This is a genomic window from Paraburkholderia oxyphila NBRC 105797 (assembly GCF_000685075.1).
GTDB classification, from domain to species: Bacteria; Pseudomonadota; Gammaproteobacteria; order Burkholderiales; family Burkholderiaceae; genus Paraburkholderia; species Paraburkholderia oxyphila.
Window position 1 is genome coordinate 23,298 of record NZ_BAYD01000044.1, and the last position, 15,251, is coordinate 38,548.

The following is a 15,251-nucleotide window of genomic DNA, read 5'->3' on the forward strand; positions in this document are numbered from 1 at the left end:
GTCGTTATTGAGTGCTCGCGCACGACGCCACCGGCTCGTCGGCCGGCAGCATCGCGACGATTTCGGCCGCGAGCCGCGCGGCCTGCGTGCTGCCGCCCACGACGCGCACGCCGGCGTCTTCGAGCGTCTTCTGCTGAGCGGAGCGGCGCTGCGGATCGTCTTCGGTACCGCAGACGAAGCCGATGACCACGAGTCCGCGGCCTTCGCTGCGCGCCGTGCGCAGCGCGTCGACGATGGCGGGGGCGTGCGCGCCAGCGGGGTCCGGGTGGCTGCCGTAGCCGAGCACGAAGTCGAGCACGATCACGGCGACGGACGGGTCGCGAGCCTCCTGGGCGAGGCGCTCGAGGCGCTGGCCGCAGTCGATCATCGGATGCGGCCGGCCGACCGTGAAGGCGTCGTCGCCGAGGTCGAGCGCGCAGTGGCCTTCGCTCTCGAGCGCGTTCGGCAGCGCGCAGGCGGGGTCGAGCGGCGTGTTCGAAAGCGTGCGGACGCCCGCATCGCGCCAGATCGCCTGCGCCTCCGCGCAGAATGTGCCGCCTGAATAGAGCGCGCGCACATAGCGCTGCCCCGGCGCGAAGGCGGGCAGGCCCGCATGCGACGCGGCGTGTCCCGTTTGGGGCGCGGGCGCTTCTGCGCGTGCGAGCGCGACCGCCAGGTTGGCCGCCTCTTCGAGTGTTTCGACGAAGTGGATTGCGCGGGACGGCGAAGTCTGGGCCCGCGCGCCGAGGAACAGCACGACCACGGGCTTGCCGAGCGTCTGCGCATACGTGATGAGCGCGTCCGCGACGGGGCGTGCCGGCGGCTTCGAGACGATCACGATGACCTCGGTTTGCGGGTCGTTCGCGAGGCGCTCGAGGCCCTGGCGCATGGTGCGGCCGCCCACCTGTTCGTAGACGTCGCGTCCGCCCGTGCCAATCGCCTGCGAAATGCCCTCGCCCTGGCGATCGATCTGGCAGGTCACCTCCTGAAGCCCGGTACCCGATGCCGCCACGACGCCGATGCGCCCGCGTCTCACCACGTTGGCGAAGCCGAGCGGCACCCCGTCGAGAATCGCCGTGCCGCAGTCCGGGCCCATCACGAGCAAGCCCTTGCGTTGCGCGAGCTGCTTGAGCGCGACTTCCTGGTCGAGCGCAACGTTGTCGCTGAAGAGGAATACATTCAGCCCGAGGCGCAGCGCCTTGAGCGCTTCCGCGCCCGCATAGGCGCCCGGCACCGAGATCTGGGCGAGGTTCGCGCCCTCTGCGCTCGCGACGCCCATGGCGATAGAGCGCGGCTGCAGCGTTTCGCCGCCGCTGGACGACGACTTCACCGCTTCGCCTTCGAGCAGCGCATCGATCTCGCGGAACGCGGCGTCGATGGCCGTGGGGTCGTCGTCCTCGACCACGGCCATGATGTCGTTCGGCTGCGCGGCGTCGAGTTCGGATTGCAGCAGGTTCGCCTGCGCGAGGATGTCCTTGTTGCCGCGCGTGCCCATGAGCAGGGTGGTGCGCTTGACGCCGATACGCGCGACGACCTGCTGGCAGATCAGCATGAGCGCGACCGAATCCTTGTACAAGTTCTTCCTGATTCTGGATTGAATGGTCATGTCCGTTCCCGTTAAAAAGGAGTGCATATCGATAGTGTGTCGAGCCATTCCCTGCAACGACACGCCGTAGTTCGACATCCGTGCGATGGGGCATCTATGTCGTCGAACAAAATTTACGAAGCGCCGGGGGGCCTGTCTACGCAGCAAGCGATATCGGGATTATTCATGCGGTGGATAGGCGGCGCGCGTGCGTGCGGCCGCATGGATTGGGACTTTACCTAGGCAGCATTTGCGCGCCGCATTTGCCACAATGCGACGATTCGCATGTTCCGTCCGTGCCGCTTCCCTATCCCGCAGCCTACCCATGGACCTGTCATCGATCGACCTGAACCTGCTCGTAGCCTTCGACGCGATTGCCAAAGAGCGCAATATCACGCTCGCCGCAACCCGTATCGGACGCAGCCAGCCGGCCACGAGCGCGGCGTTGTCGCGCCTGCGCAAGATCTTCAACGACCCGCTGTTCGTGCGCACCATCAAAGGCATGCAGCCCACGCCCTACGCCGAGCAGCTGGTCGAGCCTATTTCGCGGGCGTGCGACCTGATTGCCGGTGCGCTGCAGGTGGATTGCGGATTCGACCCGCTCTCCACCACGCGCAAGACGTTCACGGTCTACATGAACGAGATTGCCGAGGTCGTGTGCCTGCCGAAGATCCTGCAGCGGCTTCAGACCGTGGCGCCCGGCATCGGCATCAAGGTCAGCAGGATTCCCGAGAAAGGGGCACATGAGGCGATGGCCTCGGGCGAGGTCGATCTGGCATTCGGTGTTTTTTCCAACCTGAAGGCGGGCTTTTTTCAGCAGCGGCTCTATACCGACCGGTTCGTGTGCATTGCGCGCGGCGATCATCCGTCCATCGGCGCGGCCCTGAGCCTGCAGGAGTATCTCGACGGCGTGCATGTCACGGTCGCGTCGACCGGAACGGGGCACGACACGATTCTCGAGCAGGTCCTGGCCGCACAGCACCTGGAGCGCAAGGTCGCGCTGACCGTGCCGCATTTTCTCGTGCTGCCCGTCGTCGTCGCGCAGACCAACGCGATCGCCACGGTGCCGTACCGCATGGTCTCGCCGCCGGTGTCGTTCCACAACATCCGCGTGCTCGAGACGCCCGTGCCGTTTCCGCAGATCGAGATCCGCCAGCACTGGCACGAGCGCTATCACCACGACGCGGCCAACAAGTGGCTGCGCCAGCTCATGGTGCAGCTCTTCAGCGACCCGCGGCGGCCCGCTGCGCGCGCGCCGCGGGCACTCGCCGCCTGAGGCAGGCCTAGAACTTCGCGCGCATGCCCACGCCGAAGGTGTCGCCAACGGGCTCGCCAGACAGCTTGTCGTGCATGTAGGCCGCGTAGACGTCCGTGCGTTTCGACAATGGATGGTCGTAGCCGATCGCCCAGGTGTTGCGCGACTGCTCCATGCCGCCCGAGTCCTTCGACCAGGCCCAGGAGGCCAGCACGAAGTCGAGGCCGACCGGCAGCGAGACACCGGCCTGAGCCGTGTTCACGTGGTAGTGGCCTGCGTCCAGCGCGTTGTCGGTGAACATGTACTGGGCGTACAGCTTGACGATGCGAAAGTCATAGGCGAGCCCCGCCTGCGCGATGCTCTGGCTGTGCAGGCCCGGCACGACGCCGGACGAGGCGGGATCGGCGAAGTCGCCCGCCACGTTGCTGTAGTTCACGTACTGATAGACGGCTGTGGCCGAGAACGCCTTGCCAAGATACAACAATTGCGCGCTGTCCTTGTGCTGGCCGCCCGCGCCGGCCGCGTTGCCGAACGCGTACATCGCGGTGCCTGTCAGCCCGTTGAAGCTCGGCGAAGCGTATTCGACGGCGTTGCTCCATCCCGAGTCGCCAATCGCGCCCTGGTCGGTCGCAAAGGGCTGGAACGTGCTCGTGCCGAGATAGGTGTGATAGATCATCGGCGAGAACTGGTACGAATCCGCGAACGGATTGAACAGGATCGTCGAGATGAAGAGGGGCGTCGTGATGCGGCCGGCGACCAGCGTGCCGTAGGGCGACTCGGCGCCCAGCCAGGCGTTGCGGGCGAAGAACGTGTCGCCGCTGAAGCGGCCCATGCCGCCGTTCTGCGGGCGGAAGAACGCTTCGAGCGAGAACACGGCCCGCGTGCCGCCGCCGAGGTCCTCGCCGCCCTTGATGCCCCAGTACGACGTGGACATCCCGCCGCCGCCGAGCTCCCATGCGCGCTGGCCGCCCGGAAACTTCTGCGAGCCGACCCATTCATCGATCTGACCGTAAAGGGTCACCGACGATTGCGCGGCGGCGAAGCCAGGGGCGAGCAGGAAACCAAGCGTTGCCGCCGTGCACGCGCGCCGGCACAGTGGGCCCGTCATCGTGGGTGCGTGTGATGGGGACGCTTTCATGAACGGTTGGTCTCCAGTGCGTCGAGCACGCTGGCGGAGTCGGTGACGAATCCGTAGCACTTCCTGACATTGAAGAGCGTGGCTTCGGTGCAGAAGTCGGGCGAGGTGGTCGCGCAGCAGTCGCTCACGAGCACGCAGCCATAGCCGAGGAAGTTGGCGTCCTGCAACGACGCCATGACACACTGGTCGGTGTTGACGCCGCCAAACAACAGCGTCTTCGTGCCGAGGTTGCGCAGGATCCCGTCGAGCGGCGTGTCCCAGAAGCCGCTGATGCGGTATTTGTCCACGCAGATGTCTTCGGAACGGATCTCGAGTTCATCGACGACGGCGGCGGCCCAGCTATCCTTTTCGAGCACGCGGGCGCCGTGGCCGGGCAGCGGGTCGCCGAGACCGACGCCGCTGCCGTGCGGCTTGTACAAATGCAGCTGGTTCGGCGGCATGTTCATCAGGTCGGCGCGGTTGCCCCAGTTGAGCCAGATGATCGGCACCGAGGCGGCGCGCAGCGCCGGCAGCAATCGCGCGAGCGGGTCAATGGCCGCGCGTCCGGGGAGGGTCTCGATGCCGAGATGGTGGACCCAGCCGCCCTCCGTGCAGAAGTCGTTCTGCATGTCGACGACGATCATCGCGGTCCGCTCGAGGTCGAACGTGACGCGCTGCGGCGTCGACTCGATGGTCAGCGGGCGGGGTGGCGGCGGCGGCGCCGACATATCCACGTGCGCGGCGTCCACGCGCCAGTGATAGCCGGGCCCCGTGCCCAGGCGCTTGAAGGTCGTGGACGCGCCAGCGAGCGGCGGCGGGTTCGTGGCAGGATCTCTTTCGGCCATGTTGCGTGTCTCCGTGTCGATATTGATATGTCGATGCCTCGGTGTTTCACGGGTCGTGCGGGTGCAGCCAGGGGGACTGGCGCGGCCGTTCAATGACGGCTGCGCAACGGCAGGGTGAGCGCGGCGGGCTGGCGGGCCGAGCCGACCAGCCCGCCGATCGCGCAGAGCGCGAGCACGTAGGGCAGCATCAGCAGCAGCGCGACGGGCACGTCGAGGTTCAGCGCGGGCACGAGGAACTGCAGCGCGGTCGCGAAGCCGATCAGCAGGCACGCGCCGAGCGTCTTCCACGGCGCCCAGCCGCCGAAGATCACGGCTGTGATCGCGAGATAGCCTGTGCCCTTGCTCATCCCCTCGGTGAACGCGTTGCTGTCCGCGATCGAGAGCCAGGCGCCGGCGAGGCCGGCCATCGCGCCCGCGTACAGCACGCCCAGGTAGCGCGTGCGGCGCACGTTGATGCCGGCCTTGTCCGCCGCCTGTGGCGCTTCGCCCGAGGCGCGCACCGACAGGCCGAATGAGGTGTAGCGCAGCAGCGCCCACGTCACGACCACGAGCAGCAGCCCCACGTAGACCAGGCCGCTTTGGGAAAAGAGCGCCGGGCCGACGATCGGTATGTCGCGCAGGACCGGCAGGTCCAGCGGGCCGAAGCTCGGCACGGTTTGCCGCGACAACGTGCCGAAGATCTCGCGATAGAGAAAGGTGGTGCCGCCCGTCGCGAGAATATTGAATCCGATGCCGACCACGAGCTGGTTCGCGCCGAGCGTGATGCTCAGGATCGCCTGCATGCCGGCGAGCAGGAGGCTCGCCACGAGCGCGATGCCGAGCCCGATGAGCGGCGAGCCGCTCACGAAGGACCCCCACGCGGCGGCGAACGCGGCGCTCAGGATCATGCCGTCGAGGCTCAGGTTCAGCACGCCGGCACGCTCGCTCACGAGCTCCCCGGTGCTCGCGAGAATGATAGGCGTCGCGAGCCGCAGCCCCGATGCGATGAAGACGATCAACGGTGCGTCAGCCATGTTTCGTTCTCCTCTCGGTAATGAAGGCGGACCCCGCGACGGCGATCACGATGAGGCCCTGGCAGATCAGCACGACCGCGGAGGGCACGTGCGCGGTAATTTCCATGGAGATGCTGCCCGAGCGCAGGAAGCCGAACAGCAGCGCGCCGAGCACCACGCCCAGCGCGGAGCCGCGCGAGAGCAGGCCGACGACGAGGCCGTCGAACCCGTATCCCGACGAAAAGTCGCTCGTGAGGTAGTACTGCTGTCCCTGAATCAGGATTGCGCCGGCTACGCCGCCGAATGCGCCGGAGACGGCCATCGCCATGGTCATGAGGCGCGTGGGCTGGAGGCCCGCGCGGCGCGATGCGAGCGGGTTGAGGCCCACCGCGCGCAGCTTGAGCCCGATCGAGCTGCGGTTTAGCACGATGCCCGTCACGATGACGGCGATGACCGCGAGCGGCAGTCCGTAGTGCAGCGGCGAGGTCGGATCGCTCGGGAACAGCATGGGGAGCTTCGTGGCGTCGGGAATCTCAGGCGATTCCGGCAGGGCGGAGATCGGGCTGAGCGGCTTGCGCAGCAGATGGAACGATTGCACCGACCAGTACACGATCGGCAAGCCGATGAACGTGAGCAGCAGTGTGCTGATCACTTCGTTGACGCCGCGCCTGGCCTTCAGCACGCCGGCCGCGCCGCCGAGCACGGCGCCGCCGAGCCCGCCCGCGATGAGCGGTACGACGAACGCGAGACCGAAGGGCAGGACGGCCGCGCCGTGCAGCGCGGCGGCGGTGGCCATCATGCCGCCGATCGCGATCTGTCCTTCGCCGCCGACATTGGTGAGGTTCGCGCGGTTCGCGAAGATGAAGCCGAGCCCGACTAGCGCGAGACAGAGGGCCCGGTTCACGGACGCGCCGATGTTGTAGCTCGAACCGGTCATGCCATCCCAGAAGGCGGCGATCGCGTCGCCGACGGGAGCGCCCGTGCAAGCGATGATCAGGAGTCCGACGGCAAGCGCCGCCGCGGTCGCGATAAAGGGCGCGAGCGCGGCCGGGCTCAGGAGCGCGCCCACACCGGTGCGCAACCGGGCAGCCAGGTTCGGGGGCGAGTTGCTGGTCAGCATGGAATTTTCAGGCATGTTCGTGTCCCGACATCATTGCGCCGATGGCTTCCCGGTTCGCGGGATCGGCGTCCATTTCACCGACGATGCGGCCGCGATACAGCACGACGACGCGGTCCGACATCGCAATCAGTTCGCTCAGGTCGCTCGTGATCAGCAACACGCCGAGTCCCTGGCTTTTCGCCGTGCGGATGCGCCTGAACACCCCCTCGACCGCACCGACGTCGAGCCCGCGGCTCGGCTGTGAGGCGAGCAGGAACACGAGCGGATCGAGCGACAGCTCGCGCGCGAGCACGGCCTTCTGCTGGTTGCCGCCGGAGAGGCTGCCGATCGGCACGTCCGGGCCCATCGCGCGCACGTCGAACGCCTGCATGAGCGCCGCGGCATCGCGCTTCATGCGCGTGCGGTCCAGCCAGCCGAAGCGGCTGTACGTGGCAAGCGTATGAAGGCAGAGGTTTTCGGCAATGCTGAGCGCGTTGATGCAGGCTACGGCATGGCGGTCTTCCGGCACGATGGCGGCGCCCGCGGCCGTCACCTCGGCGGGGGGGCGTCCCGTCACGTCGATGCCGCCGATGCGGATGCGCCCGGCGTCCGGCGTGGCGAGTCCCGCGAGCAGCGCTTCAAGCTCCACCTGGCCGTTGCCTTCCACACCGGCTACGCCGAGAATCTCGCCGCACCGCACCGAGAGCGTCACGTCGTCGACACGCATCACGCCGGTCGCGTCGCGAAACGACAGGCCCTCGACCTCGAGCGCCGCGGCGCCGGCGCCCGCGTGGCGCCGCGCGGGCGTGGCGTGCGTCGCGTGCACCATCGACATTGCGGATGACGTCAGTGGCGCAGTTGGGGCGTCGTTCGCGCCAGCCTCGGGCGTCTCTTCGACGATGCCGAGTGTGGCCGCGAGCACCGGGTCTTCGGACTTGACTTCGCGTCCGACCATCGAGCGCACGAGAGCCTGCATGTCCGCGTTCGCGGCCGGGACCGACTCGACCACCCGGCCGTGGCGCAGCACGGTGATGCGTCCGGCCACCTCGGCGATCTCGGCGAGCTTGTGGGTGACAAGCAGCACCGAGCGCCCGCTTTGCGCGAACTGGCGGCAGACGGCGAGCAGCGCCGCGACCTCCGCAGGCGGCAGCACGGCCGTGGGCTCGTCGAGCACGAGCAGGCGCGGATTCGCCAGCAGGCACTTGACGATCTCGACGCGCTGGCGCTCGCCGACCGAGAGCCGTTCGACGATCGCGTCGGGGTCGAGCTCGAGCCCGTACTCCGCGGCCAGCTTGAGCGCGCGTTCGCGCAGCGCGGCCGGCTTGAGGATCGGCCGCGCGCGCCCGAGCATCAGGTTTTCGAGCACGCTCATGTCGGGCACGAGGCTGAAGTGCTGATGGACCATCGCGATGCCGTGCTGCAGCGCATCGGAGGGCGCCTGGGGGCACCAGGGGCGGTCGTCGAAGAACAGCTCGCCGTTGTCCGCGTGGTGCACGCCGAAGATCAGGTTGCACAGCGTGGACTTGCCCGCGCCGTTCTCGCCGAGCAGGCAGTGCACTTCGCCGCGCGCGATTGCAAGGTTCACGTCGCTCAGCGCGCAAAAGGCGCCGAAGCGCTTTGTCACGCCGGTCAGTTCAAGAAGGCTCATGGCGTCATCCCACGAGGATCTTGATCTTGTCGGAGACGAGGTCGTGCTCGATCGAATCGATGCGCGCCTGCATCTCGGGCGTCGCGCTGCCGCAGATGTCAATGCCGGCCGAGCGCGGTCCCATCGCGAGGCCGAAGCGCTTGTATTCGGGCTTCCACGTGCCGGCCATCATCTGGTCGATTGCGTACTCCACCATGAAGCCGATGCCGCTGACCGTATATGCCACGTAGAGCGGATTGTGATCGCCGCAGTAATTCGAGTAGCCGCCGATCAACTTCGTGCCGGCGTCGTGCGCGGCCTGCTCCATGCCGCGCACGCCGAGATTCAGGATGCCGTAGTGGACATCCGCGCCCTGGGCGATGGCCGTGATGGTCGCTTCCCTGGCCTTGGCCACGTCGTCGAAGTCGCCGGTGTAGCTCGTGAGGCAGCGGATATCGGGACGTACAGACTTCGCGCCATGGGCAAATTCGATGCCCGTATTGACGACTGCCGGAATCTCGAGCCCGCCCACATAGCTGACCGCACCGTGCTTCGAGAGCATCGCGGCCACCGCGCCCGCGACATAGCCGATCTGGGCCTGCAGCACGTCGTACTGCGCGACGTTGGCGGTGGGCTGCCCGGTGGGCCCAACGATCGTGAAGCGCACGCCGGGGAAGCGCTTCGCGACCTTCAGGACGGCCGCCTGGGTCTGGCCGGCCGCACCGATCACCATGTCGTTCTTCGAAGCGAGTTCGACGAGCGCCTGCTCCATATCGCCGAACTTCACGTTCTCGATCCACGTGATCTTCGCCTTGTCGCCGTAGCGCGCCTGTGAAGCCTTCACACCGCCATAGGCAGACTCCATCCAGCCGTGATCGTCCTTCGAGCCGGGAATCAGCACGCCGATCCTGACCGGGTTCGATGCTCCCCATGCGCGTCCGGACGGTGCGCTCATGGCTGCGGCGCCCAGCGAGATGCCAACGTTCAAGAGGAATGCTCTGCGATCGATCGTCATGTCGAGGGTCTCCTTGTCTATGCGAATAGTGGATGTGCAGGACAGCGCGCATCGGGCCGGGTCTGGCCGGGTTTGAACCCGAGGTGAGTGGATAGTAGGGAACGCCATTCCGGATGGGTAGACGACTTCCGATATGCGCTTCATTCGTGCGGTGGATACGCGGTGCAGTGCACGTTCGCCGCGCTGCGGCAATCTCCCGAAAGCAACGCCGCTGCTTGGTTTGGCGGCATCCGCGTGGAGCGCCGCGAGGCCCTGCGCCACGCAAGTTTCGGGTAAACACGGAAGCTTCATGCAATTGCGTTGCGAGCGGCAGGCGACCAATACTTGTCCGCACGAATCGACACTTGCCATCGACGAGGAGCATCACATGAATGTAGATCTACTGATCAATAACGTTTGCCTTGAGGACGGCGAGCCGCTGAAGGACATTGCAATCGACGCAGGACGTATCGTTGCAATCGAAAGCGGCATTGAAGCGCGCGCGACGGAGACCATCGACGCAGCGGGGCGCGCGGCCGTGCCGGGCTTCGTCGAGCCGCACATGCATCTGGACAAGGCGATGCTGCACCGCCGGCTGCCCGCCCGCTTCGGCACGCTCGAGGAGGCCATCCGCGTAACGGGCATCCTCAAGGGCAAGCAAAAGCGCACGGATGTGCTCGAACGTTCGCGCGCAGTCCTGGATGCGGCCGTGCGCAACGGCACAGTGGCGATTCGCGCGCATCCCGACGTTGACCTGATCCAGGGCCTGATCGGCGTCGAGACGCTGCTCGAGCTGCGCGACGAATACGAGGACTTGCTCGACCTGCAGATCGTCGCGTTTCCGCAAGAGGGCATCCTCAAGTCCGCGGGTACGCTTGACCTGATGGAGCGGGCGATGCGCCTGGGCGCCGACGTGGTGGGCGGGTGCCCGTACAACGAACTGAACTGGAGCGACACCAAGGCCCACATCGACGCCGTATTTGCGCTGGCCCAGCGCCACGACGCGCCGATCGACATGCATGTGGACTTCTCGGACGAACCGTCCGACCAGCGCTTTGCCGCCACGTCCTACATCGCGCGCAAGACGCTCGAAACGGACTGGCGGGGCCGCGTGTCGCTCGGCCACGTGACGAGCCTGGGCGCACTGAAGCCCGACGAGCTGCAGCCGATCATCGAGCTTCTGCACAAGGCCGATATCAGCGTCGTGACGCTGCCGGCCACCGACCTCTATCTGGGCGGACGCCAGGACGCCTCCAACCCGAGGCGCGGGCTCACGCCGGTCAAGGCGCTCTACCAGGGCGGCGTGAACGTGGCGTACTCGTCCAACAATATCCGCAATGCGTTCACGCCGTTCGGCAACGCCGACATGCTCGTGATCGGCAACATGCTCGCGCACGTCGCGCAGTTCGGCACACCCGAACATCAGTTGGCGATCCTGCAGATGGGCACCCGCAACGCGGCGAGCGCAATCGGCATGGAACGAGACTACGGCATCGCAGTGGGCAAGCAGGCCGACCTCGTGATTCTCGACACGTACAAGGTCGCGGACGTGCTGCTCGACATTCCCCCACGCGCGTGGGTGGTCAAGCGGGGCAGAGTGACCGTCGTGACGCGCCACGAATGCCATATCCACCGCCATTGCTGCGGTCATGCAACCGTTTCGAACCACACGGATAGCCAGCCATGAAACGACTCCCACCCGAAATCGTCGCGTCATCCCTCGCGGTCACGACCATCCTGATCGCATTGCCGCACTATCACCTGCCGCCCTGGGCGATCTTCATCAGCTGGGCGGCGACATTCGCGATGGGCGGACCCACGCGGGAGAATCTGGGCAAGATCTGGCCTGTCATGCCGATCGGATCATTGTTCGCATTCCTGATCGTCGTGGGCTTCGGCATGGCGGCACGGATGACAAGCGGTGCCCTGCTGACCTTATGTCAGATGTTGATCCTTTTTACGCTCAACGCGTCAATGATGGCGCTCGCGCGGCTGCCCGGTCTCGGCTTCATTCCGGGCATGTTTTTCGGTTTCGCGTCGTACTTCGCCACGATATTCGGCGGCTTCGGTCCGGTACCCTACGACCCGGTGGCCGCCCTTCTGGCAGTGATTCCGATGAACGCGCTGGGACCCGTTTACGCATGGGTGAAAGACCGCTATTCGCTGCCCGATTCGCCACCGCGCACGTGGCGCGGCTGGCGCGGCCACGGCAAGATTTCTTCCGGGCGGGGATAGCCGCGTTACGCCGGCCGGCGCAAACTTCTTCCAGTCGTCGGCGCTTACTTCAGCACCCCTTCCGCCACCAGCACTTCGTGTGCGGCCTTGAACGCGCTGAGGCCGTGCGGGATGCCCGAGTAAGCGGTTGCGTGCAAAAGCGCCGCTTTGATTTCATCAACGCTCACACCGTTGTTGAGTGCGCCCTTGACGTGCAGTTTGAGTTCGTTGGTGTGACCCGTGGCGGTCAACATGGCGAGGTTGAGCAGGCTGCGCGTCTTGCGATCGAGCGTCTCGTCACCCCATGCCCATCCCCAGGCCCATGAGGTGGTTGCACGCTGGAACGCCATCATGAAGGCGTCGGCCTTTTCCATCGATGCATCGACATATTCCGCGCCGAGAACTTCTCGTCGAATCGGCAATCCCTTCTGGAACAGCGCATCATCTTCTTTCATGGTTGAAATCCTGTGTTGAAGCCAGAGCCTGTTTCAAATTCCTGATTCGAGACGGCTCCAGCAAGCGGCTATGCCATTCACTCCACGGCTTGGGCTGCCGCCGGACATCTGCGGCGGGCACTCGAACCGTCCTTCGATGCAAGCAGGTAGTAGGTCAGTGCAGTCGCCACCAGTCCAACCATCCAGGACACGTCCGCCCCTCCCAGGATCGACGCCCAGGGGCCATGAAAAAAACTCTCTTCCATGAACGGCACCTGGATCGCAATGCCGAAGAGGTAAATCGCGATGGCCTTGAAATTGAATGCCCCATACACGCCGCCGTTGCTGCTGATGATCTCCGCGACGCGGTAGTGTCTGTCGTTGACGAGATAGAAGTCGATCAGATTGATCGCCACCCAGGGCGCGAGAACGATCCGTAGCGCGAAGATCGCATTGAGGAAAATGGCGATGAAGTTGCTCGAGGCCCACAGCGCAGTCACGGTTGACGCAACCAGCAGGATCGTCGATACGACGACCCGGACGCTTCGGCCGGGAACCCAGTGCGGGCGGAATGTCTGTGCGGCGGTGATGAACGACAGCACCGCGCCATACAGGTTCATCCCGTTGTGGCCGATGATATTGACCAGAAAGAGGAAGATCAGGACGTAGCCGAACACGCCCGTCTGTTCGCGGATGGCGAGCATTGCGTCGGTGGAGTGCCCGGTGCTGACCGCGAGCACGCCGAACAGGAACGCGAAGATCGTGCCCAGCGACGTACCGAAGTACGTATACGCGAAGGTCTTCGCGAAGCCGGCGGAAGTCGGCAGGTAGCGGGAATAATCGGATGTATAAGGCGCGAAGCTGATTTGCCATACCGCGCACAGTCCGAACATCGCAAACCAGTTGGCGAGATCGAAATGGCCCTGCTGGAAGATCTGGGCGTCGAGGCGAGGCGCCATCAGCGCGATACCGACTAGAAGCGCGCCGCCCATGAACCAGGCGCCCACCTTGTTGAAGCGATGGATGAAGTGACAGCCGATCACGCCGACCAGCGTCGCCAGGACCGCGCCGATGACGGTCGCAACCGGCGTCGGCACCGAAGGCGCCGCCGTGTGCAGCGTCTTGCCCGCGAGAATGATGTTCGAGACGAAGAAGCCGAGATAAATCAGCGTGGTGAATCCCACCACCAGCAAAGACCCATAGCGGCCGAATTGCGCCCGGCTCTGAATCATCTGCGGCACGCCGACGAGCGGTCCTTGCGCGGAGGTGAGGGCGTGGAAAAGGGCGCCGAAAAATTGCCCGGCCGCGATGGCGAGCATCGCGCTCACCAGATCGAGGTGGAAAACCAGCACCGAGGTGGCGCCGGAAATCACGGCCAGCGGCGCGACATTGGTGCAGAACCACAAGGTGAAGAGATCGGCCGGCTTTCCGTGCCGAGCCTCCGGTGCAACATACTCGATCGAGTTGCTTTCGATCGCCAGAACGCTGTTGTTGTCGTTCTCCGGGTGTTTCATCGTGTCTCCATCTTTATTGCCGGGCTACGCCGCGCCGCGCACGAGAGCGGCGCGGTGCGGCGTAGCCTCTACAGGCGTTGAACCGGTACTGCAGGTGAGCCGTTCGCGCTCGGCACTCAGCGCATCACAAACGGATCGCTGATCGGCTCATCCGATGTCCGCAGCCACACCGACTTCGTCGTCGTGTATTCGAGCGCGGCGCTCAAGCCACCTTCGCGGCCATGCCCGGAAAGTCCGAAACCGCCGAACGGCACAAGCGGGGAAACCGCGCGATAGGTGTTGATCCAGACGATGCCGGAGCGCACGCGCTTCGAAACGCGATGAGCCCGCGTGAGATTGGTCGTGAAAATGCCCGCCGCGAGACCGTAGGCCGTGCTGTTGGCTTTGTCGATCGCTTCCTGTTCGGTCGTGAACGTGTCCACCGAGAGCACCGGGCCGAACAGTTCTGTCGTAATGCTGTCCGCGTTCGCGACGCCGGTGCAATCCAGAATGGTGGGCGCATAGTAATACCCATCGCGCTCCAGCTTCTTTGCGCCGGCGAGCACAGTCGCGCCTTGACGCACGGAGTTCGCGACGACTGACTCGATGTTGCGAAGTTGACGCTCCGTACACAGCGGGCCGTACTCCGTCTCCATCTCGTTGGGCGAGCCCACGCGAATGCGCGAAACGCGCTCGACCAGCAACGCCAGGAACGGCTCCTTCACGGATGCCTCGATCAGCAGGCGCGAACCCGCAACGCAGCTTTGGCCGCTTGCCGCGAAGATGGCCGCGACCTGCGCATTGACGGCGCTCTGGATATCGGTATCGGCGAAGACGATGAACGGCGATTTGCCGCCGAGCTCCAGCGAGACCCTGGCGAGGTTGTTGGCCGTGTTCCTGACAATGTGGCGCGCGGTCTCGGGGCCGCCGGTGAAGGCGACCTTGTCCACGCCCGGGTGGCTGCTCAGCACCGCGCCGCATTCGGGGCCGAAGCCGGTAATGACGTTGACGACGCCGGCGGGAAAGCCTGCTTCGTGCACGAGGCGCGCGAACTCGAGCAGGGGGCCGGGCGCTTCTTCGGACGCCTTGAGCACCACGGTGCAGCCGGCCGCGAGCGCCGGCCCGACCTTGACCGCGGAAAGAAACAGCTGACTGTTCCAGGGGACGATTGCGGCCACCACACCAACGGGCTGTCTCTCGAGCCAGACCTGCATGTCCGGCTTGTCGACGGGGATGTTGCTTCCTTCGAGCTTGTCCGCAATGCCGGCGTAGTACCGGTAGTACTCCGCGACGTAAGCGATCTGGCTCGACGTTTCCCGGATGATCTTGCCGGTATCGTTCGTTTCAATTTCAGCCAGTCGCGGCGCAGCTTTTTCGACGAGATCGGCGAGCTTGTAGAGCAGCTTGCCGCGTGCCGACGCAGAGAGACCCGCCCAGCTGGGATCGGTCAACGCGCGGCCAGCCGCCGCCACGGCCCGGTTGACCTCGTCGGTGCGCGCTTCCGGCATCTGTGCCCACACCTTGCCGGTGGCGGGATTCACGCTGCCGAACGTGGCGGCGCCGGGCTCGAACTGGCCGTCGATATAGAGCTGAAAATGAACATTCATGGCATCAAGA

General features: G+C 65.6%; 13 protein-coding genes. 3 read left to right on the forward strand and 10 right to left on the reverse strand.

Annotated features, from left to right (window positions below; genetic code table 11):
• Nucleotides 1-4 precede the first annotated feature (4 nt).
• Nucleotides 5-1,585, reverse strand: coding sequence for an acyl-CoA synthetase FdrA (gene fdrA / locus BO1_RS52715; RefSeq protein WP_043286413.1), 1,581 nt, complete (start codon nucleotides 1,583-1,585; stop codon nucleotides 5-7).
• A 304-nt stretch (nucleotides 1,586-1,889) separates the two neighbouring features.
• Here fdrA and BO1_RS25200 point away from each other — a divergent pair, with 304 nt between their 5' ends.
• A complete protein-coding gene (locus tag BO1_RS25200; protein ID WP_028219915.1) occupies nucleotides 1,890-2,840 on the forward strand; it encodes a LysR family transcriptional regulator in 951 nt (316 codons plus the stop codon).
• 7 nt (nucleotides 2,841-2,847) lie between these two features.
• Here the strand turns inward: BO1_RS25200 and BO1_RS25205 are convergent, their stop codons facing one another.
• The 6 genes from BO1_RS25205 to BO1_RS25230 all read right to left on the reverse strand — a co-directional run bounded on the left by BO1_RS25205 (nucleotide 2,848) and on the right by BO1_RS25230 (nucleotide 9,514).
• A complete protein-coding gene (locus BO1_RS25205; protein WP_028219916.1) occupies nucleotides 2,848-3,957 on the reverse strand; it encodes a porin in 1,110 nt (369 codons plus the stop codon).
• Entirely contained in the window at nucleotides 3,954-4,781 is an 828-nt protein-coding gene (locus tag BO1_RS52720; RefSeq protein ID WP_084688182.1) for a cysteine hydrolase family protein, read from the reverse strand. The genes BO1_RS25205 and BO1_RS52720 overlap by 4 nt, the downstream gene beginning before the upstream one ends.
• An 89-nt stretch (nucleotides 4,782-4,870) precedes the next feature.
• Complete coding sequence (locus BO1_RS25215; RefSeq protein WP_028219917.1) at nucleotides 4,871-5,794, reverse strand: ABC transporter permease; 924 nt, start codon at nucleotides 5,792-5,794, stop codon at nucleotides 4,871-4,873.
• Nucleotides 5,787-6,908, reverse strand: coding sequence for an ABC transporter permease (locus BO1_RS25220; protein ID WP_245643903.1), 1,122 nt, complete (start codon nucleotides 6,906-6,908; stop codon nucleotides 5,787-5,789). The genes BO1_RS25215 and BO1_RS25220 overlap by 8 nt, the downstream gene beginning before the upstream one ends.
• Entirely contained in the window at nucleotides 6,901-8,520 is a 1,620-nt protein-coding gene (locus BO1_RS25225; protein ID WP_028219919.1) for an ABC transporter ATP-binding protein, read from the reverse strand. The genes BO1_RS25220 and BO1_RS25225 overlap by 8 nt, the downstream gene beginning before the upstream one ends.
• A 4-nt stretch (nucleotides 8,521-8,524) precedes the next feature.
• Nucleotides 8,525-9,514 (reverse strand): BMP family protein, encoded by a 990-nt coding sequence (locus BO1_RS25230; protein WP_028219920.1) that lies wholly within the window; start codon nucleotides 9,512-9,514, stop codon nucleotides 8,525-8,527.
• 367 nt (nucleotides 9,515-9,881) lie between these two features.
• Between BO1_RS25230 and BO1_RS25240 the strand changes: the two genes are divergently transcribed.
• Both BO1_RS25240 and BO1_RS25245 read left to right on the forward strand, forming a co-directional pair.
• Nucleotides 9,882-11,180 (forward strand): amidohydrolase family protein, encoded by a 1,299-nt coding sequence (locus tag BO1_RS25240; protein WP_028219921.1) that lies wholly within the window; start codon nucleotides 9,882-9,884, stop codon nucleotides 11,178-11,180.
• Nucleotides 11,177-11,728 carry a DUF1097 domain-containing protein gene (locus BO1_RS25245; RefSeq protein WP_028219922.1) on the forward strand — a complete coding sequence of 184 codons (552 nt, stop codon included), beginning with the start codon at nucleotides 11,177-11,179 and terminating at the stop codon, nucleotides 11,726-11,728. Before BO1_RS25240 ends, BO1_RS25245 begins: the two co-directional genes overlap by 4 nt.
• A 44-nt stretch (nucleotides 11,729-11,772) precedes the next feature.
• Here BO1_RS25245 and BO1_RS25250 read toward each other — a convergent pair whose 3' ends face one another.
• The 3 genes from BO1_RS25250 to BO1_RS25260 form a co-directional block, all read right to left on the reverse strand.
• Nucleotides 11,773-12,162, reverse strand: a complete 390-nt coding sequence (locus BO1_RS25250; RefSeq protein WP_028219923.1) for a carboxymuconolactone decarboxylase family protein — start codon at nucleotides 12,160-12,162, stop codon at nucleotides 11,773-11,775.
• 77 nt (nucleotides 12,163-12,239) lie between these two features.
• On the reverse strand, nucleotides 12,240-13,655 hold the full coding sequence (locus tag BO1_RS25255; RefSeq protein WP_028219924.1) for a purine-cytosine permease family protein: 1,416 nt from the start codon (nucleotides 13,653-13,655) through the stop codon (nucleotides 12,240-12,242).
• A 116-nt stretch (nucleotides 13,656-13,771) separates the two neighbouring features.
• Entirely contained in the window at nucleotides 13,772-15,241 is a 1,470-nt protein-coding gene (locus tag BO1_RS25260; RefSeq protein ID WP_028219925.1) for an aldehyde dehydrogenase, read from the reverse strand.
• Between the last annotated feature and the right edge of the window lie 10 nt (nucleotides 15,242-15,251).